The sequence below is a fragment of the Chryseolinea sp. T2 genome (genome assembly GCF_037203685.1).
In the GTDB taxonomy this organism is placed as follows: Bacteria; Bacteroidota; Bacteroidia; order Cytophagales; family Cyclobacteriaceae; genus Chryseolinea.
This window is the reverse complement of sequence record NZ_JBBCAU010000001.1, coordinates 1,083,986-1,105,297: the sequence shown is the minus strand read 5'-3', so window position 1 is coordinate 1,105,297 and position 21,312 is coordinate 1,083,986. Positions and strand designations below refer to the sequence as shown.

General features: G+C 45.8%; 12 protein-coding genes. 5 read left to right on the top strand and 7 right to left on the bottom strand.

From position 1 onward, the window contains the following. Positions 1 to 39 precede the first annotated feature (39 nt). Entirely contained in the window at positions 40 to 5,349 is a 5,310-nt protein-coding gene (locus WBG78_RS04475) for a CHAT domain-containing protein (protein WP_337325177.1), read from the bottom strand. 23 nt (positions 5,350 to 5,372) lie between these two features. After that, the gene (locus WBG78_RS04470; RefSeq protein WP_337325176.1) at positions 5,373 to 6,149 is read right to left on the bottom strand and encodes a hypothetical protein; all 777 of its coding nucleotides are present in this window, start codon (positions 6,147 to 6,149) and stop codon (positions 5,373 to 5,375) included. Positions 6,150 to 6,677: 528 nt separating this feature from the next. On the opposite strand from WBG78_RS04470, the gene WBG78_RS04465 reads away from it, so the two are divergent. From WBG78_RS04465 to WBG78_RS04450, 4 genes are read left to right on the top strand one after another with little or no spacing between them, the layout of a single operon-like run. Further along, positions 6,678 to 7,661, top strand: coding sequence for a toll/interleukin-1 receptor domain-containing protein (locus tag WBG78_RS04465; RefSeq protein ID WP_337325175.1), 984 nt, complete (start codon positions 6,678 to 6,680; stop codon positions 7,659 to 7,661). Next, complete coding sequence (locus WBG78_RS04460) at positions 7,658 to 9,961, top strand: ATP-binding protein (protein ID WP_337325174.1); 2,304 nt, start codon at positions 7,658 to 7,660, stop codon at positions 9,959 to 9,961. The genes WBG78_RS04465 and WBG78_RS04460 overlap by 4 nt, the downstream gene beginning before the upstream one ends. A gap of 37 nt (positions 9,962 to 9,998) precedes the next feature. Then, positions 9,999 to 11,591, top strand: a complete 1,593-nt coding sequence (locus WBG78_RS04455) for a S8 family peptidase (protein ID WP_337325173.1) — start codon at positions 9,999 to 10,001, stop codon at positions 11,589 to 11,591. Next, complete coding sequence (locus WBG78_RS04450; RefSeq protein WP_337325172.1) at positions 11,588 to 12,571, top strand: DNA/RNA non-specific endonuclease; 984 nt, start codon at positions 11,588 to 11,590, stop codon at positions 12,569 to 12,571. Before WBG78_RS04455 ends, WBG78_RS04450 begins: the two co-directional genes overlap by 4 nt. Before the next feature lie 7 nt (positions 12,572 to 12,578). Here the strand turns inward: WBG78_RS04450 and WBG78_RS04445 are convergent, their stop codons facing one another. Both WBG78_RS04445 and WBG78_RS04440 read right to left on the bottom strand, forming a co-directional pair. Continuing rightward, a complete protein-coding gene (locus tag WBG78_RS04445) occupies positions 12,579 to 13,052 on the bottom strand; it encodes an SgcJ/EcaC family oxidoreductase (protein WP_337325171.1) in 474 nt (157 codons plus the stop codon). A gap of 136 nt (positions 13,053 to 13,188) precedes the next feature. Continuing rightward, a complete protein-coding gene (locus tag WBG78_RS04440; RefSeq protein WP_337325170.1) occupies positions 13,189 to 16,536 on the bottom strand; it encodes an ELWxxDGT repeat protein in 3,348 nt (1,115 codons plus the stop codon). A 384-nt stretch (positions 16,537 to 16,920) separates the two neighbouring features. On the opposite strand from WBG78_RS04440, the gene WBG78_RS04435 reads away from it, so the two are divergent. Beyond that, positions 16,921 to 17,208, top strand: a complete 288-nt coding sequence (locus WBG78_RS04435) for a hypothetical protein (RefSeq protein ID WP_337325169.1) — start codon at positions 16,921 to 16,923, stop codon at positions 17,206 to 17,208. Between the two features lie 70 nt (positions 17,209 to 17,278). Here WBG78_RS04435 and WBG78_RS04430 read toward each other — a convergent pair whose 3' ends face one another. From WBG78_RS04430 to ligD, 3 genes are all read right to left on the bottom strand, one after another. After that, complete coding sequence (locus tag WBG78_RS04430) at positions 17,279 to 19,237, bottom strand: tetratricopeptide repeat protein (RefSeq protein WP_337325168.1); 1,959 nt, start codon at positions 19,235 to 19,237, stop codon at positions 17,279 to 17,281. A gap of 260 nt (positions 19,238 to 19,497) precedes the next feature. Further along, positions 19,498 to 20,217 carry a hypothetical protein gene (locus WBG78_RS04425; protein WP_337325167.1) on the bottom strand — a complete coding sequence of 240 codons (720 nt, stop codon included), beginning with the start codon at positions 20,215 to 20,217 and terminating at the stop codon, positions 19,498 to 19,500. Positions 20,218 to 20,322: 105 nt separating this feature from the next. Next, entirely contained in the window at positions 20,323 to 21,246 is a 924-nt protein-coding gene (gene ligD, locus WBG78_RS04420; RefSeq protein ID WP_337325166.1) for a non-homologous end-joining DNA ligase, read from the bottom strand. Positions 21,247 to 21,312 lie beyond the last annotated feature (66 nt).

Genomic DNA, 21,312 nt, shown 5'->3' with positions numbered 1-21,312 from the left:
ACCGGGGCTTTCTTTTTTACATTCAATCGGAGTTCACATTCATACGAGCTTCAACAGTTCCGTCTTCAGGTGTTGGAGCACCGTCAGCGCGCCGTTGCGTTTGGTCTTCGGCACTTGTCCATAAGCGTCGATGAGGAAATCAAAGTGCTCAATCTCACTGGATCGCTTCCCTATTGAACCTGCTTTCTTCCAGATGTTCTTATATATATCAAGCAGCGCATCGGCCGATGCAGACTTGGGCTCTAGCAAATGCAAGCATAATTCTAACGAGGCATGACCAACCAGGTCGCGATAGTCCATCTTGTCGGGGGGCATGTTCGCTAAAGCATCTCTTAAACTTGTCACGTCCTCTGCAGCTGCTTTCAATGATGCTGGCAAACGATATGCCTTTCTGCCGGAAGTCTTCGCGGAGTCACCCCACTTACGCTGACCTAACAACACAAGCACGTGCTCAGCCTCTATCCAGTTTGCAAATGAATTCGCTTTGTATGGATTGTTCGGTGCTGCGTATGCGAGCTGATAGAAGAGTGCAGTCTGCACATAGGCCTTTCCCTTTTGCACCTTTGGAAGCAAGATCGACTTTCTCTTAAACGTTGCACCCAAGCCGGCGTAACGCATAGGAGTGGCTCCAAGTCTTAACATGCTGTTGAAATCCTGAACAACATCATCAATCTTTTTGATATAGATATTTACGTCTTTAGGTGCTTTTGCAAAATCAAGAACGTACTGCTTCACACGGATGCTGCAATAGCGCTCCATCGCAGGGGGTGAAAAGGATACATTCTCTGCGCGCAGATTTTCAAACTTCGAAATGGCAAGCACATACTCATACAGGTCGGCGTAGATCATCGCCTCCTTTTCGGTAATCAGGTAATCACGAAGAGAACTCTCGTCAACAACTTTGGAGATCTCCACAAGTCTGTCGAGGTAGACATCCTTTCCCCAGTTGTTCGTTTCGATTTCGCTGTGCAGGTTAGCCAGCTCAATAAGTGCCTCTCCGGAAGTAACAAATGAATACTTCTTCTTCCCCGTACCCGCATCAAATTCGCGGAACTTATAAAACTGGTCACCATAACACTGATACGCACCCCACGTGTTGGTCGCGTGATCTTCATAAATCGCCGCACGGGCTTTCCTCACTGCGTCACCAAACGTGCAATCCTCAAACATGCTCTTATAGAAAACCTCGGTGAACTTTAATGCCTTTGAATCATCAACTGCCCATCCCGCAGCGATCACAGCCTTAACTCCATTTTGAATCAATTGTACACCTATGTTTGCTGCCAGCTTGTTCCGATTCTGATAATAACGCTCATCGCCACCATCGACTTTACCCAAATGGCAACAGTTTACAAATACCAGCTCCGGCACACTACTCATCTGACTGATCTCACCTGTGGTGAGAAATGCATTATTGCCAATCACCATTCCGGAATGTTCGGGTCTTTCGGGATCATACACGCCATGACCTGCGAGGTGAATGATCTTGTATTCGGCGCTAAAAAGTGCCTCGATAATCTGACCCGATGAACTCTTCAGCATCGGTGTTGTTTCGAATCCCTCAGCTGACAACAAAGAAGAAACGACCTGCGCTTCTTTATAAGCGCCTGGCAATTGGGAGATCATTCCTCCCAACTCAGGATCTCCAATAACAAGCGCCTTAGTATTGTTGACCGCGTTTATCTTAATCCTATAATCTTCTGTCACCAACTGGCGAACCATGCCAGCATTAATCGCTAATGGCTTCCCCGATTCAACGCTGTCCTGAAGAAGTTCCCAGGGAAAAGCAGCCGTATCTTCATCCAGTACCCAAACGATGTTGTTCTGCTTCTTTACCTGTTCTTTGAAATCATTAGGAATCAGCAGCTCAAAGATTGTTCTGGCCTTACCCAATGACCAGTTGTTTTCAACAGAGATTTCCTTCAACAACTGATCTATGATGTCCCTGCTGGTTTGTAAGGACCTCTGCTCCTCCCGTGATCCGCCAGTCGATATGTTGAATATGAGATGCTGGAGCTTGTCATTCCCCTTTTCTTTCTTGTCACGTTTCACAGTAATTCGGGTCCACCATCCAATTCCGCTGTCCAGCGTATAGCTCTCCGTTAACCCGGGCTTTTCAACGATGATCTTCTTTTCAAGAACTGCCGCCAATGATTGGTCGCTGTTCTTTTCTATCTTATACAGCGCATAAAGACAGCTCAGCGCCTTTCGCCGATCCTGCTCAACGAACTCAAGATTGTTGATTAGTTGCGCGCGATCACCATATAGCTTGCTGATCTTGTTATTCGCGTTATTGACTCCACTGGCAACTGCGTTGATCGAACTTTCTATGCTTAGTCCTCCATAGCCACATCCAATGATCAATGAAGTTATTCCCGGTTGAAGTTTTGCCTTCGCATGCTTATTGTTCAACTGAAGAAGGTAGTTACACGTTCCCTGCTCTACAGACTTCGCGAGTTGAAACGCAGTGAGGGTGCCAAAGTCCCCGAGACCGACAATAACCGCGCCCCTGAAATCGTCCTTTGAAAATGATAACATTACTTCGCTGGAACCAACGGGGCCTGGATAAAGTCCGAGGCGGTGCCTTTCACTCAAGGCTCCTTTCAAATAGAAGTCTATGGCCTTCTCAGCGTACAAAATACCGTCGCCAGTAAAGTGTCCGCAGAGTACCGGATACGTTGCATACTTCAAATCTCCATTGCAGACAGACAGCTTAAGCAAATGTTGACTTGATCTGACCTTTTCTCCAGGTTTAATTCCAAGAATACTATTCTCGACTCCTTCCGGTGTAAGATCGAAATCAATTAGCTCAGGACTTCTGAAAAGCTTTTGATCGCCGCGGACCGTCGGCCTGACCCGACTGAGCAGGTTTGTAAAACCATTTGTCAGAAGCTCGCTGATGCCTTCAAACATGCTCGGCTCATTCGCCAGTGAACCATGGGAAACGTCAACGTAATAGACGGAATCGCTCTTGATCATCCTGGAAGGAATGCCACTTTCCCATGTCACGCTTTGGTCACCCTCGGCAGTGCTGAGAAACACCAACTCCTTGCCTGCCGGACCATCATCAACCCTATAACCGCATGTTGTCGCCCGGTCTCTTCCGGCGATGTAAACAACGTTTCTGAAGTCGATATCATCCAATGCCTTGTGTATCTTATCGCGATACTTCCCAAAAGCCTTTAGATCTTCCGGCGCCGGCACGGGCCAGTCCGGAATGTCAATACCTGCGCGCATAGCCTCCCAGGTATCCGGATCGGAAAAGTCGTGTTCGCTGCTGTGAGGCAGCAAACTTAATATCCCCGGCAGCCGCGAAAAGATCTTCACGAGTTCCTTCTTCGTATGAAAGATATCGATCTTGCTGAGCTTGTCGATGATTCCATCGTGCCCGAAGAGAACAGAAGGAATCCGAAACGCACCTCCAAGTGGTGCGCCAAGAAAGATCAGACGAAAACCTGCCGAACGATTAAGTTTCTCCCACGTGTCTGACTGATACACCATGAAATCCCTGACAAGTACACCGCCCATCGAATGACCGATCACTTTTATCGGCTGATTGAACTTCAGGAGCGCTTCGATTGTATTGCTAAACTTTGCCGCTGACTCAGTCAAGGGCAATCTCCAGTCATAAGGGAAAGTAACCACATCATATTCCAGGGAAAGATGTCTGACAATTTTTCCATATGACGTCTTCACCAGCGACGGCGCGTCTATGTTTTTTGTCGTGATATCAAGCTTCCTGAGGTCTCCCCCTAAAAACTTCAAATAGTCAATCCATATCAGCACTTTCTGTTGTGCCAGATTGGAACCCATGATGCCAGGTAGCAGTACAACGATTGGCCTGGAGCCGCTCACATGATTCTGAAAGACCTGTCCTATTTCTAAACCAAAAATGCCACGACTTGCTTCAGAGGGCTGTACCTCCCGCACTCTAAAATCCTTAATCGTTTCACCTTCCTTTGCCTTAAGCGCATTAAAAAGAGCTTCGTTGGTCCGCTTGTTTTTGAAATAGTGGAAATGATCCACCTCGGCACCCTCATCGAAAAAGTATTGCACCTTCCCTTTCCTGCGCGTACCCAGATACATGGAATCCGTATTCACAACGAGATCATTCTTCTCTCCAAAGAAAAGCTTGGTAGCTATCACCAGAAGGCCTTTGAGATTGACCTTCATCTTACAGTTTCCCGATATGATGATCAGCGAATTGTCGATCTCCACAGGCGAACCGGGAAACACCAATGCCTCAATAAACGGCGACTTAGGACTCAATGCTTCAACTCCTGGCAGTGTATCGACATCATTCTTTGCCTCAATAACAGCAGAGATCAGGTTCCTGAATGCGGTTGTGATCGCGCCTCCTACCCCGCCGGTTCCGAAGGTGATCAGATTGGCAAGCACGTTCAACAGGTGATCGAGTCTTCGGGAAGCAAGTGTCGACCCCCCCGCAGGACAGGCAACACGTATGAATTTTTCAATTGTAATATTCTTTGTAGCGATCGCCTCCCGGATAAGTCTAATGTTTTTTACATCATCCGTTCTCTTCGACTTCTTCAGCAGATTGATCTCATCATCACCAAACCCAACATGATGCTGGTCGGAGTTACAAAATCGTGAAAGCAATTCGCCCACAAGCCCACCATGAGACTGCGTGATAATATGCAGCAAACAATTCTTCGGCAGGCTTTCAATTAACTCCAGCACGTTCTGAAGCGGTCCCTTCGTCAACGACTCATGCTGGAATGCGATAACACGTCCACCATAGTTTTCATGGATGAAGTTCCAGGGATCAGTTCCATCCAATCCGCCAAATGATCCTTTAGTTGACGTAGCGGTACCATGTATGAAAAGGAGGTAAGGCCGCGTAGACGTTTCTGCGATAAGCGGCTGCAGTTTAAAACTTCTGTCAAGGCGAAACAATCCGACCTGATTTTCGAGTTGCTTCATTTCAAGGTCCTGTGCCAGGTCCTTAACCTTCTTCGTCAACTTCTTCCTCGAGAAAATGTTGACAACTTTTAACAGGATGTTTCCTATCAGTCCCCGTTCAACGTCGCTGCTCACCAGCATAAGTGGGATCTCTGCCTTTTCAGATGCGGACCGGCTTGCAGTCGTTACTTCAGGGAATATCTCGTCGATCGTGTTCGAATTACAAATCCAAGTCGTACCATCTTCGAATACAAACTCTACAATTGAGTCATTGTTCAGGGGTACTTCGTGCCTTTCCGATGCACCACGGGTGCCGCTTCTGACAACGAACGATTCCTCAAGCTGAAGGTCATCCTGAGTCTCAGTAGACCTCACTTCAGAAATAGCCTGCCGTTCTCCCCGAATGACAATTTTGCTGATTCTCATATTATAAATGTTCTTTCAGATATTCATCGATTGTCTCCACGAAGGTATTTGCCACTGATTGCGAAGTAGGCATCTGATGTCATTCTTCCCGCCTTACCATCAATTCGCAACGGCACCCCTGCCCTGTTCAATAATCTCTGCAGCTCCTGTGCGTTTGCTTTGAATCTGTTGGGAGCAAATTCAACGGTACCTCCCAACGCTTTTATCTGAGATATGAGATCCAGCTGACCCGTCACGGCTATTTGTCTCTCGCCTAACCTTCTGAGCAGGACGGCCGCACCACATTGTTTCGATACTGCCGATTCGCTGAACAAGCCATCCTGAACAAACTTTCCTTTTGTATAATGATTCGAATAACTCCACAGGTAAGGCGATTCGATGCCATAGCGCCTGTAGCCAAAGCCGTTGTATCGTTCCAGTTGGAACAGTAGCCCAGGTATACTCCAGTCAGTCCATTGATCCAATGCCTTTTGTTGCAATGCATCAATAGCACTGACGGGCCAGGTAAAGGGCGGATTTCCGTTCCTCGGCCTTCCTGCCGGAACATGCGTTGTTCTGGCAGCCAGCGGATCCCCATTGTGCAGGTGTTTGGTCAGGTCGCTGCTGCATTCGAGGTTATGAACAATACCCACGAAATACCATGGAACACCAGTCGAGGTCTCCACAGCTTCATAGTTTGGTCTCTTCGACAGGATCGTTTGCATGCACTTGTCGATCTCGGTAAACCTATTCGGCTTGATCACGCAGCTATCGAACAGCCGCTGATAGTCGGATCTCAATTGGGGTGTTAATGTTGGCATATATCAAACTATTCTTCAGCACAAAGGCAAAGCTGAGCTGTCCACAGGATTAATCACAAAAGGAATAGACAACTCGTACAGACTAAAAAACTACTTCGACCGTAAAACAAATGATCGTGTTAGAAAAGGACCGAGCTAACTCGACGATCAACATCGGCACCCGACGTGGCACCATAGCTAAATTAAAGATAGGAACTTCATTCCAATGTTTGGAGGCCATTATTTCTCTCCTCACCGTAACCAGGTATATCATAATCATTACCTAGCCTTGCAAAACTCTCTCACTCTGGCTAACTTAGATGATAACCCATCTTATCATCAATTTTTAGCAACTGACAGGATGAGAAGGTTGGTTTTGTCCTCTGGCAAGAATGATATGCATCCCTGAGAGTCCTGATCAAAGGGCTTTTACTCAGACTGTTCTTAGAGCTTCAATGGTCATTTCAGGATCGGCGCTACTTACCTTTTTCGCATGCGATCATAAATGACATATTAGTTTGTTTGATGAGACCTTGAAAAATTAAAGTTATGGCTGAGATTTTTCTAAGTTATGCGCGGGCCGATAATGAAGATCCCGATGGATGGGTGATCAAATTTCATGAACAACTCAGGAAGCGTCTTGGATCAATCCTTGGCGAAGAGGTTTCCGTATTCCTCGACCAATACGACTTTAAAGGAAATCTCCTTCGGGAACAAATCATTGGCGAAATCAGAAAGGCAGAGATACTCGTAACGCTGCTCTCGCCCTGGTATCTCAAACGTGAATGGTGTCAGGAAGAGCGCACCGAATTTATCCGAAACCTAAGTCAGAGGATGCCTGATACAAATCCTGAAGAGCGCATCTTCGTCGCCATTAAGCGATTGCTTCATGGCCATAATCAGGTTGACAAAGAATTCATCAACAAACTACCTGTCGAATTTCGCGGCCAGCTCTTCTTCAATTTCTTTACGGTCGACAAGAACAACAACCTGACTCACCTCGATCCGAAATGCGAGGAGTTCGACACCGCTTTGAATAATCTGGCTAATAAGCTTGTTCATATCTGGGTAAATCTCCAAAGCCAACGCTCGAAGCGCTACGTCTATGTGGCGGAGACAACAAAGGACTCAGAATCGGCAAGAGCTGACATCGTTAAAGAACTGGAATCGCAGGGTTTCGTCGTGTTTCCACCAACCTATCTTTCAGACTCCAAAACAGAGGCAGAATCACAACTCGACGTCTATCTGAAAGATTGTGAACTGTCGATCCATATCATTGGCAAAAACTATGGACTGTTGCTGCCTGAGACCAGCGAATCGCTCAATGATCTCCAATATCAAAAGGCGATAAAGCGCGGGTTGCCCATGTTAATCTGGGTACCAAAGGGATTGTTGACGACGGACGAACGACAAAAGTCATTCATAGATAACGTCAGAAATTCAGTCAGCGAAACGAGTGACCTTATCGAAGGCTCGCTGCAGGATTTTCTGGCAGAAGTTTCCACGAGATTGAAGGAAACAGTGGAGAAATGAATCTCAACGACTTCAATATCTATCCGGGCATCAGGCCGTTTGACAAAGACGATGCGCCTTACTATTTCGGCCGCGACACTCAGATAGCCGAGTTGAAGGCACGTCTGATTTCTTCAAACTTTCTCGCCATCGTAGGATCCTCAGGAACAGGAAAATCATCGTTGGTGAGGGCCGGGTTGGTGCCTCAGTTGGAAAGAGCGGGTAACTGGCTCATTGCCGTATCACGTCCGGAAAACGCTCCTGTTTCAAATCTTGCTATTGCACTCAACAAAGCTGAAGTACTCGGTGGTCATGAAGACGTGTATGAGACCAAATACACGCGCATGAACCTGGACTACAGTTCACGCGGCATACTGGATTCATTGAGACAAAGCAAGCGACAGGAAAAGCTCTTAATAGTCATTGATCAGTTCGAAGAGATATTCAGGTTCAAAGACCAGGAAGAAAATCGCGACGAATCGCTCAGATTCATTAACCTTTTGCTTACAGCCGCCAACGATCCGGTGAGCAAAGTATACATCATTGTAACCATGCGCTCCGACTTTCTGGGCCGCTGCTCTGAGTTCCCCGGACTTCCGGAAAAAATTAACGAAGGCCAGTTTCTCGTACCGCGACTAACGCGCAGCCAGTACAAAGAGGCAATCTTAAGACCATTGGAGGTTTCGCGGATCAAGGTGAATATGTCACCGTCTTTAACTTCAAGGGTATTAAATGATATTCAGGATGATCCCGATCAACTGCCGGTACTGCAACATGCGTTGATGAGGACCTGGAAGTTGTGGCTGGCGAAAAGCCAGGAAGGCAAAACCTCCAGCATCATAGATATTGACGTCTATGAAGAAGTCGGAGGAATGCAAACAGCACTTGGGAAACACGCAGGAGAGATACTTTCTTCCCTCGCTCCAAATCTCCTGCGAATAGTCAAGGTAATATTTCAGCGCCTGACGGAATTCAACAGCGACGGTCTGGGTATACGCCGCCCGACGCAACTGGAGGATCTGGTGGCTGTTAGCGGTGCGTCTTATGAAGACCTGAAGAAAGTGATCGATGCCTACCGTGCCGAAGGTGTAAACTTTCTCATGCCGCCACCTGGCCAGGTTCTGTTACCTGAAACATTCATTGACATCTCCCACGAAAGTCTCATCCGGAAATGGCCAGAGCTGAATACCTGGATGAAAGAGGAACAACTTGATAAAGCAACGTTGATCAAACTGGCCGAAGACTCGGACGACTACGACTCAGGCAAAGCACGGCTACTTTCAGATAGACAGTTAACTGGGCTATTGAAGTGGGAAAAGCTCAACGACAAAAAGTTTTCGGAATGGGCTTCTATCTACACGAAAGATCCCAACAGGAAGCTCGATTTCCTGCAACGCAGCAAGAGTTCGAACTACCGAAGCTACCTCTTTAAGATCGCCGGCATCCCTGCATTCATAATTGCACTGCTCTCATTCGGATACTTGTACTACATCGGCCGTGTGGAGTCGGAAAAGGCCGCTAACGAGGTGCTCTTCAGCAGGTCTAAGGATTACGAGCAGATCAAAGCTCTGGTGGCCGACTCACTTAAACGAGCCAATCAGATTGTTGAACTAAACAACTCCCTTACTGATGCTCGTCAAAGAATAAGTGAGCTGGAGCGCTATCTGAAACCGGCCAGCAACGCAGTTCAAAAGGGACCATCAACAAGACTTACTGATGGACAGGCGCAGCAAAGTTCATACAACACCAAAGACGTGTCGATGCTCCGCAAGGAAAATGAAGACCTGAAAACACAATTGAAAGACTTAAAATACCAGCTCTCTCTGAGAACCGACAGTCTTGACATTCTCAAGAAAACCCTGGCAGATCAACGCACGCGATACGCGTCGCTATTGCGGGAGGTGAACAATTTGAAATCACAGGGAACAGCAACCGACGCCGACTTCTCAAAGCTTTCCGGCACACCCATACTGTTGTACTTCACATCTCAACAGGACTCCATCGACGGTGCAAGGGTAGTATCTGCAATTCGCAAAGGCACAAAAACTGTGGACGTAGAGCTTACCAACAACTCCGCCAGAATTAACGACCTGTTCATTAAGGGCACGAGGTATCCGAAGGGGATTTACATTGCAGGTGCATTCTCGGGAAATGTAGCAGATGACTTTGCCATACTCCGAAACCAGTTAAATAAAATGAATCTCGGTCCTTACAAAGTCGACAAGCTGACTGCAGGCGAATTCCAGGCTTTAACGAGGTCTAAGCACAATTCCGGTCTGGTGGTCCTGTTGGGAGAGCAACAGCCTAAATCGAAACAGTAAGTCAGAAGATATAGTAAAACCCTCTAATGCTCACGATATGTTTACTTATGAAATTGATGGAAAGAAACACGAGCTTGAATACAGCAACAAGTTCGTGGTGATCCGCACAAAAGGTAACAAGGCACTAAATACCTCTGTAAAGAACAAATCGAGCAAAGCGCTGCTCGATAAGCTCGAACCCTTTGACGAGTATCCGCATAAGGGCGTTTATATAATGAAAGTTCAGGAAGAAGCATCCCGCGCGATAACAGTTCGCAACGATGTCCGAGAAAAACTAAACAAGGAGGATAAGATAAGATTTGCCGGCCGGGCGTTGGAAGATCCAAAAACCGGAAGGCCGGTCATATACACCGAGAATGTCGTAGTAAAATTTAAAAGTGGCATCGGTGCAGAGGAAGCAGAGAAGCTCCTGAAGTCAAAGAAGCTGACTGTCGGCGCAAAGAAGGGTGATATGAATTTCACCAGTCTTCTCGACAATGTATATGTCGCGAAGATCGCCGAAGGTTCCGGCGCCGAATTGCTATTCGATACTGTGAACGAGTTATCAGCAAACAAGAGTGTCGAGTATGCATATCCGGAATTAATAACAAAGAGAAAATTTAAAACCGTTAATCCGCTACAATGGCATCTGATCCCCGCGACCATTAATGGATCTCCGGTAAAGGCAAACATCGATGTGGAGAAAGCCTGGAAAACTACCAGAGGAAAGAATGTAGTGATTGCTATCATCGACGATGGTGTCGACAACTCACATCCTGAATTTAAAGACAAGATCGTTCATCCATACGATGCATCTCTCCGCACCTCCAATCCTAATCCAAAGTATAAGGAAGACAATCATGGAACCGCCTGCGCAGGAGTAGCTTGTGCGGCAGGCGTGAAAGCGTCGGGTGTTGCACCGGAGTCAACACTTATGCCCATTCGATTGAGTTCTAACCTCGGATCAATTGAAGAAGCTGAAGCATTCGCCTGGGCGATCAATAATGGCGCCGATGTCATATCCTGCAGCTGGGGACCACCCGATGGTGCCTGGTGGGACCAGGTCGATGATGGTGACGAATTTCCTTTGCCTCCTCTTACAAGAGATATTATAAGGAAAGCAGTTACTACCGGCCGTCAGGGAAAAGGTGCCGTCGTCCTCTTCGCTGCTGGTAATGGAAACGAAAACATTGAGAACGATGGCTATTCAAGCAACGATGATGTCATTGCTGTTGCCGCATGCAACGATACCAATAAGCGCTCCGTATATAGCGACTACGGAAAGTCAGTATTCTGTTGCTTTCCAAGCAATGATTTCGAATACCTCGACTTCAACCATCCTGCACCGTTAACAAAAGGAATTTACACAACGGACAGGCGAGGCGCCAAGGGATACAAGAGAACCAACTATACCGACGAGTTTGGTGGCACATCAAGCGCAACGCCCGGCGTAGCAGGAGTAGTCGCCCTGATGATTTCAGCTAATCCCAACCTTACCATTGCGCAGATCAAAAAGATTCTGAAAGACAGTTGCTCGAAGATCGACAAACCCAAAGGTCAGTACGATGCGAAAGGGCACAGCATATTCTATGGGTATGGAAAAATAAATGCCGCCAAAGCCGTGCAAGGCGCAAAAAAATTAAAGAAATGATCTTCCCATCGTATCAGGAGAATTTCATCAGCGGCTTCTCCATTCCCCTTCCGAAGATTTCGAAAAGTATAACACAGATTGCTACGCTGATTGACTCCGACGATGCATCAATAATAGAGTATCCACATTATTGCTGCATTATGCACAAGACGCGGAAACTTGCATTTTACTCTGCCTGTAACATCGATGGCAACTCTGTTGATGATGTCAACCGTTCCGGAGATTTCAAATCAGAAACCAGAATTAATTCCTCCTTCCAAACGGGCGACGAATTTTACGAGGGAAGAAACGACATCTTCGATAAAGGTCACCTTACGAAATACGAGGACGTGATGTGGGGAACGAGCATCTCAGCCGAGCTAAAGAAACTTGGAGATACAACCTTCCGGTTTCCAAACTGCGTACCGCAGCATCAAACCTTCAATCGCGGTATGTGGAGCAGCCTGGAAAAGTACATCCTCGATCAGGAGACGGATAAACTTAATCTTCGGATATGTCTCTTCACGGGTCCGTTGCTTCAACAGAGTGACCCTGTTCTCGTTGAGAAGATCAATGGAAAGTCATACAAGGTTCCAATACTGTTCTGGAAGGTGGTCATCTATAGCCAGGACAACAAGCTTTATGGAGTGGCTTTTATAATGAGTCAGAAGACGTTGGTTAAGCAATCGGGTTTGGTTAAGACCAACAGGGTGATGGAAATTATCACCCGGGCTATGCGCAATATAGATGCTCCTGCCTTCATGGACTACAAACACAATAAACCTTATCAGGCAAGGGTCGAACTGATCCAGCAGCTAACAGGAATTAAGTTCAAATACAAGAATATTATCTTTCCCTATCAGGAGTCCAGGCCCAAAGAGCTGATATTTGAAGAGGTGGATATTATCAAGCCAAGGTCAATGGATGAGATTGATCACGGGCCTGCAAGCAAAGTAAATACACGAAGCAAATATGTTTTTAAGAATATGAAATTGTCATAAGAAAAGACTAGCTACTTAGCCTGTTTTCGTCTGCCACTTTTTGAAGTTCTTCCGTCAACTGTTTCTGCATTTCAGGTCTGCCATGGTATTGTGCGGGCGTGTTTTGAAATGAGGATATTTTAGCAACACCCTGATGATCCGCCGCAACCATCAATTGAATTGCATTCATTGAAGGCTCAATCGTCGACTTACCCGGCTGAATCATTCCTACCTGTGCGTGGAGAAGAAATACATCGTCCGTTAACATCTTTACATCGCGAACGATGGTCACATAGGTAGCCGTTTTATGATCATTGAAAATCTGTGACAGCTGCTTCAGAATCGTTGCCTTACCCGCCATTTCACTGCCATCAAACCCAATACAAATTGAATCATCAGCAAAGCATTCTGAAAATGCAGATGCATCTCTTTTGTTCCAGGCTTCGATTAAGCGCTGATATAGTTGGCGTATTTCCTGAGCATCCATAACTGATAGCATCATAAATATAGTTGCACGAAAACCGTTCCAAATCCTCCAACTAATATAGTGTGTCCCAGCACCAATGAAAATGAGTTTCCAGGCTCCAATATGATTCAAGGATGTAGAGAATTAGCACGTGTTCAAAAAAATGCTCCTACTAGTTCACCATAATCCTTGTGACATGAATTGATTCTCCGTCTCCTATCTGCAAAAGGTAAAGCCCATCAGGAACTTTACTGACATCGATAACAAAGCTGTCCACATTTACTTCAGACATCGACCAAACTATATTGCCAACGACGCTTATTAATGATGCCGACACTCCTTTCCGGTCGACATGAACCACTACGACATCATTTGACGGATTGGGAAATACTCTTAATAACTGGTCTGACTTTTCGATTGAAAGTACTGCCATCGCATCGAAGGTTTGTGCCACGTCAGCTGCAGGCTCATAAATGTTGTTACCTGGTTGAGATGCTTTCACAGTTATATTTCCTGCTCCCGTTATAGTAAGCGTATTTCCAGCTATTGTTGCAGGACCAGACTTGATCGAAAACACTACAGCCAACCCGGAAGTCGATGCCGCCAACAATGAAAAGGGGCTATCACCAACTGACCTATCTCCAATTTGCTCAAAAGTAAGCGACTGAGTTGCCTTTGCCACAAAAAATGATCTCTCAGCGTCGGCGGCCGGTCTATAAACAGCGTTTCCCTGTTGAGACGCCTTTATCGTAACCTTACCACTTCCTGACAGAGTAACTGTCGATCCGGAGATTGTCGCTGATCCTTCGACGACCGTCAGTGAAACCGGAAGTCCGGTGTAACTCATGGCGCTAATGGAGAACGGATCATCTGTAGCAACCTTATCAGAGATTGGATCAAACTTGATAAACGCAGGATCAAATGACCATACCTGCCTGCCATGGGTTCCGTCATCGGCTGTGAAGAATAGAAGGTTTTCAGTTGCTATCAGGTCTGACGGCATAGATCCATATTGAGAAGGATTTATGTCTTCCACCATATATGTACCATCGAAGGTTCCATCGCTCCTCCACAATTCTGTTCCGTGAACACCATCTTCGGCATAGAAATAAACGATCCCCTTTAGCTCTTGGAAGCGGGCACCTCCTGATCGTGATGATGCCGGCCCGGGAAAAATATCTCTAACCATTTGAGTGCCATCTGCCGTCCCGTCGCTTTTCCAAAGCTCTCTTCCGTGCTCACTGTCTTCACCCTGAAAGTAAAACATATCTCCAACGACGCACATCCCAATTAACATGGTTAAGGAAGCTGATCCGGGAGCGATAAGTTTTAACATGGACGTTCCCCCGTCCGTTCCATCACTTCTCCATAGGGCAGGACCATTTATGCCATCGCTTATCATTAAGTAAACAACTCCATTGACTGCACCAAAGAGACTATTAGGAAACTGTCCACCTGCACCTTTATAAATATCCTTGACCAGTACTGTTCCAACAGTCGTTCCATCGCTTTTCCATAACTGACAACTATTATTCGCGTCGACTGTCGCAAAATAAAGAATGCCATTGTTATTGACCATCCCGGAAATTGATCGACCTGTGCCCGAAGGATTGATGTTTTTTATCGCGAACGTTCCACCGGATGTACCATCACTTCTGTACAATAAATAGTCATCGAAAAAATAAAACAAGTTCCCTACCGCCAGCGTTTCTCGTGGTGCAAAAAAGATCATATCGTTAAATGGCTTAACTAATTTGGTACCTGCCTCAGTCCCATCGCTTTTCCAGAGCCCTCCACCAGTACCATCATTTGCCATGAAATAAACGTTCTCTTGCAATTGAGGCATTGGATGGAACAAGTAAGGTTCTAAGCCATTGGAAGATCCAACGCGGATATCCTTTACCATTTTGCTCCCTTCACTAGTGCCATCGCTTACCCATAGCTCGTTACCATGCATACCGTCATTAATCGAGAAGAAAATTTTACCAGATGTAGCAGTAGTAGAGCCTCCGGGTAAATCGAATGATACCGATCCGGGAGCAATATCTTTCGTGAGTGTTGTCCCTTCGGGCCTCCCATTGCTTTTCCACAGCTCATATTTTTTGTCGCCCGGACTGACAAATAAAATATTGTCTTTCTGCAACTGCATCAGACCATCAGGAGAATAGAAGGGGTTGTTGCTCAAGTCATGCACCATAAATGTTCCATCGCTAGACCCGTCACTACGCCACAATTCAAAACCATGAATGCCATCGTCAGCAGTACACAATAGCAAACCGTTCACTGTCGAAAAATCCATGGGAGATGAACCTGCATTGGGATTTATTTCGCGCACAACAACAGTTCCATCTGCCGTTCCATCCGAAATCCATAGCTCAGTGTTTGAGGTGCTACCTGTACCTTCGCCTGCTGCGCTAAAGAAAAGAGTGTTGCCTACTGCAATAAGATTAGAGATAGAAGGATCGCTCGATGCATTAATGTTCTTTACCATCATCGTTCCTGCACTTGTGCCATCACTTCTCCACAGCTGCGGAATATTCATGTCGCTTGCTGCGAAATAAAAGTAATCCCCAACAGCAACCATACCCTCGTTATTCTTGATGCCGGAAAACGATGAACCAGTGCCTGCGCTGATGTCCTTGACCATTACAGTACCGGCCGTCGTGCCATCAGTCTTCCACAATTCAATGCCATTGCCATCACGTGCAGAGAAATAAAGAGTACCATTAAAATTTATAAATCGCCCCGGCATGCTGCTTCCACTCGTCCAAATATCTTTAACCATTACAGTACCGGATTCTGTACCATCCGTTTTCCACAGCTCTTGTCCTGCACCAGCGACATTAGCGGAAAAATATAAGGTTGTATTAACTGCTATAAAGCTGCCGAAAGTGGTAGATAATATCCCCGGAGCAAGGTCGCGCACTAATACCGTTCCCTCGTCAGTCCCGTCACTTTTCCAGAGTTCTTGCCCATGCATTCCATCATCGGCAAGAAAAAAAACAATGTTGCCTACTCCAATTAGGGTTGAAGTTGCAAAGGTCATTGAACTACCTGAACCCGATCGGACATCCTTGATCATCGACGTGCCAGTAGCAGTTCCGTCACTTTTCCAAAGTTCTCGTCCGGTTTCCGGAGTAACGGCAGAAAAATAAACTGTACCGCCTGCATTTACCATATTCGTCGGCATGGATGAAACTATGCCGGGACTAATGTCTTTGATTAATTGCGTACCCTCTGCAGTTCCGTCAGATCTCCAGAGTTCTTGTCCATTCGAGGTACCGGTTGCATTGAAAATGATGTAATCGTTGAGTCGAGTTATAAATTCCGGGCGACTGTTGCTTAGTCCTGGATTAATATCTTTAACGAGCATTGTTCCTTCAGTTGTACCGTCACTCTTAAATAACTCATCGCCGAGGCTGGAACTGTGCGAGCGAAAATAAACAGAGCCTTTTAAGGCAACGCCGGCAAACGGTTCAGAACCCTCATTGCTTGTACCGTTATAATCAAAACTTGTCAATGGTCTTATTTGCGCAGATAGTGAAGTCGCAAAAAAGATACAAGAGGCATATAGGCACCCAGTGGTGAAAGATCGATGGTTAATGAAAACGAACATAGGTCAAAGAATAATGAGAAGTAATTCCGGATTCAGCTATAACTTTTTTTGTATCGCACCGATTAAATCTGTGCGAAGCGTGTTCTGCGAAGCTCCGGAACGAGAGAGGCGGCGAAATACTTCATCCAACAGGCCAAGACCCCAAGTGCGGTCTTGGGTCCAAGATATTGCAAACGACGCAAAATTAAAATCAATTTGACCAGAATCACCCTGCTAATTGTCGCTATCGGCCCCTCAATTACGGTAAGGTGGTCCTTACCTTTCCCACGGTTTAAAACATCATAAGCTATGATCATCGTACATGATATTTTCGTTTGCAAGCCCGGCAACGCCTCGAAGCTTGCAAAGCTGTGTAAGGAACACATGAGCAGCCAGAAAGAATTCGTCAACATAATGACAGACATGACTGGTCAATTCAATCGCGTCATCATCGTAACAAAATACGAGAACCTCACTGGTTATGAAAAAAGCTGGGAGTCGATGAGCGAAGAAGAAATGAAGAAAATGCAGGAGGCTATGAAAGGATACACCGAAATGTATCTGACAGGCTCAAGAGAAATATATAGAGTTTGGTAGCTCCGGCATTCATTTAAAGAAAGGCGAATCTCCCTGGGATTCGTCTTTTCTTCCCACATGGCTGAACCGATTACTGCCCGGCTTTAACACTTGCCAGTACTTCCCCCGCGTCCTTCCTTCCAAGACTCATCGCCTTATTCAAATCGGAGATCGCCTTGCCTGATTTACCTGCATGGGCATGTAGTTTCCCGCGCTCCAAAAAAGCTAGGGCGTTTTTCTTATCAACGTCAATGGCCTCACTAAGGATTTCAATCGCCTCATCATATTTCTTCGCACGGCTCCTGGTAATTCCCTTCACCGTAAGCAAATAAGAGTAGCTTGCTTTTGCGTTGACATTTCTGTTCGTAACCGCGTGATCAATCTCGCTGCTAACCTGGTCCCACTTACCCATGTTAATTAACAGTTTGATCTTGTGCGCATAGACATCCGTTATCCAGGGCGCCTTCTTTGTTATTGTATTAAGCGACCTGATCACCTTTAGAGTATCACCTCCTGCGACCAGCACGGAGTCAACGTATTGAGAAAGCTTCACCGCATCTATAGCATCAGACCTGTCTGCATTTACATAATCCACCGAACCAAGCAGGACATCATTCAATCGTACATACATTAATCCGCGATAGGCCATCACTTCCAGATTAGTGCTGTCAATCTTCAGGTATTGATCGAAGTCAGAGAAAGCCTCCGCAAAGTGATCACCCTTCAGATAGGACACGCCGCGGGCACTAAGTGCGATCAACATCTTCGGCCGATATTTCAACACAGTTGTAAAGTCGGCAACCGACTTGTCCCACATTTTCATTTCCTGATAGTAAATGCCTCGCTTCTTGTAAGCGTCAACGATATCTTTGTCGAGCTGCAATGCCCTGTTGTAGTATTCAAATGCTTTACCATGCTTCGATGTGTGCTCCATAGCAATGGCCTTGAAGTACACACACAACGGCTCAGAATCTGCGATACTCAACGCATCGATAACATTCACGCATTCCTCAGCTCTCCCTGACACGAGAAGGCAGTATGCCTTCTTAAGAGCCGTACCCTGCTCATCGGGCAATCCATAGATGCGGGATACCGTGTATGCCCCAAGATTTTGAATGTCTATCTTCTTGTCTGTCCACGTTTGCCTTCCCGTATATTCGTTATCATCGGACGCGGTTGATTCAACCAGTCGCTGAAAATCAGTGAAAGCACGATCGAAATCATCGAGATCACAGTAGACAATACCGCGGAGATAACGGCCTACAAGCATATTTGGATTTCTGATAAGCAGGTTGCTGAAGTCCCGTATTGCCAGCTCCTTATTATCTATTGTTCTTGCGAGACCACGTAATAACAATGCATTGGCGTTCAACGAATCACGTCGCAGCACTTTATTGAGATAGGGAAAAACATTATTGAGGTTCTTCTTTGAGCTGAGCATGGCAAGTCGCACCAGCGCATCATACATCGTAGAGTCCTTTCCAATACATTCACGATAGCTATTCATAGCGGCCTTGTCCATACCCCGAAGCATGTAGTTGTTAGCCTTCAGATAAAGCGCGTATGCATTGTTGTTAGTCGCTTTGATCGCTTTGTTATAGTAGCGATCCGACTCATCAAGGTCATGTTGAATTACTGCAATTTTGCCCAATTCAATCTGGCTAAAATATTTCTCTTTATTACCGTCGATAAGAAGCTTGAAATCCTTTTTCGCTTCGTCAAAATTCTCAAGGTTCTTATTAGCTATGCCACGATAGTAATAAACCTCCCAAAAGCCACCATCTTCTTCTATTGCTGAATTGAAATTTGTGATTGCACGTTGCTCATTTTCCTCAGCGAGATCATTTAGTCCTTCGTTAAAAGTCGCTTGTGCACGACCTTTCATTTTCCAGTCTATAGTAATATCGTGATGCGTATAGAGTTCGTTCGAAGAACTCAGAATAGCATCCACAGCAGTGGAGACGGGCGAGTTCTGGCTAGTTGCCGGAATTATAGAAATAACAAGCAGGAGTACGGCCAGAAGAAAACGGAACGATGATCTTGCACTCATAGCTATCGGATTTGTGATACGAAGCTCAAGTTAAATATCGGGACACCGGAGCATGTAACCGAAGACAAATGTCGTGCGTTGCGAAGATCAATATCATCTCCACAATCTCATACTGCTTATTTGAGGCGTTTCAGGCTTTTTCCGCAAATGGGACAACTTGCGGTCGGAAAAATTTAAGGTTCGCAATGTCCCTTGTGCGATTGAACTGGTCAGTGAAAAATCAATGAACCTGAAAGAGAGATAAATGCTACTCTCAGTTGCTAATGCTGCGCTTTGTCAATTGCATCTATAATCCTCTTCGACTTTACAATACAGGTGTCATAGCGACCTATGATCTCGTCCGTAAAATACAACGTGCGGCAAATGTTCCTCGCTTCGTCTGTTGCCATGATGGTGCTTAGATTATAAGTTGATTCGGACTCCTGCTTCATGTTTTTCGTAAGGTAATCAACAAGCTTTCCCTTGCGTTCGGAGAAGAAAGCGGTACTCGATACCAGCGCTCTGATGTCTTCCTGATAAAGATCCATGATGTCATTCTGCAACTCCTTGTCTTCAATATCGCCTACTTTGCCCGACGATTTGAATCCCTCGAATCTACCGTCATTAGGTACGAATCCAACTTCATTGAAGTACCAGTTGTAATAGAATTTCAGACTGTCTGCCAATGGTTTCTCATGGAAAGCAACGCCATTTATATACGCAAATGCCTTTTTCATTCTTGTGTAGCCTTTTCGGTCAGCCTCGAGCTCAACGATGTCACGCTGCAGGTCAGTCTTTAATCCTGCCAGAAATTCCGATACGTCGTGCTGCTTGTGCCTTTTTTCACTAAGATCGTGAAACCAAATGGTAATCGTGACAGCGAATACTATAATGACAATTTCAATCAAGAATTCCTTCACCTTGTGCCACCACGACAGCTCCTCGTTCTTCAAGATATTATGTATTTTTTTGGTGTGTTTGACTACTTCCAGTTCAGCCATATGGCGGGTCTGTTATTGAAATCCATTCCTGCAAAAGTGTGCTTTTTTTCGGAATTACGAGTGGTGGTACCGTTGCAATTACTTTCAGCTTTCGAAGTTCAAACACTACTTGTCCTTCCGTAAACCCAGAAACGATGGATGCCTCACATGGCCATCATCCGTCATTTCAGCATATTGAACCTGCGCGGAATACTTAGGTTTTGTCCAGTGAAAACCCTTTTCCTTTTTAACTGGAACATCCAGAGGGCAATCGTCAGTTTCCAAAGGACGAAGCTTCGTATGAAGGCTCTTTAGCAACTCATGTGTAAATCCGGTGCCCACTTCGCCGGCAAATATCAGTTGATCGTTCACCTCGTGCGCGAGGAGCAGCGCTCCAAAATACTGTCGGCTCGCCTTCGGATCAGTCCATCCAACAATTTTGAAATCATCGACATTTACGTTCTTGATCTTCAACCAATCTTTAGAGCGTTTGTCAGGCGAATATCTGCTGTCTGATTTCTTCGCTATTATTCCTTCAAGGTTGATCTTCCGTGCCTGTTCAAAAAGCGCGATCCCCTCGCCTTCAATGTGATCGCAGTACCTGATAATCTCGTTCTCCGGAAGTATATCTTTCAGGATCTCTTTACGTTCTATAAGCTTTAGTCTGGTGAGGTCTTCTCCCTTGTACTGGATGCAATCGAAAACGATAAACTGTATTGGAAGATTTTGTGTGCTCTTATAGTTTTGAATCGCCTGAAAGGAAGGCAAGCCATCTCTGAACACCACTACCTCGCCGTCGAGCACAGCATCGAACTTTAACTTTATCAGTTCGTTGTAAATCTTTGGATATGCCTTTGTATACGATAGCCCATTCCTCGAATAGAACCGCGTGTCTTTTCCTTTCAGCTCGGCAACAGCGCGATACCCATCCCATTTTATTTCGAAAAGCCAGTTCGGATCATCGAAGGCGGGCTTATCACTTAATCTGGCACTCATGGGCGATATGAATTTCGAGAGCTTAATACCACCCTCGATCTTGACATACTTCATTGTTCTGCAAATTGAAATTCAGAGCTCAGAATCGGACGACCGCGAATTGATTACCCAATATAGGAT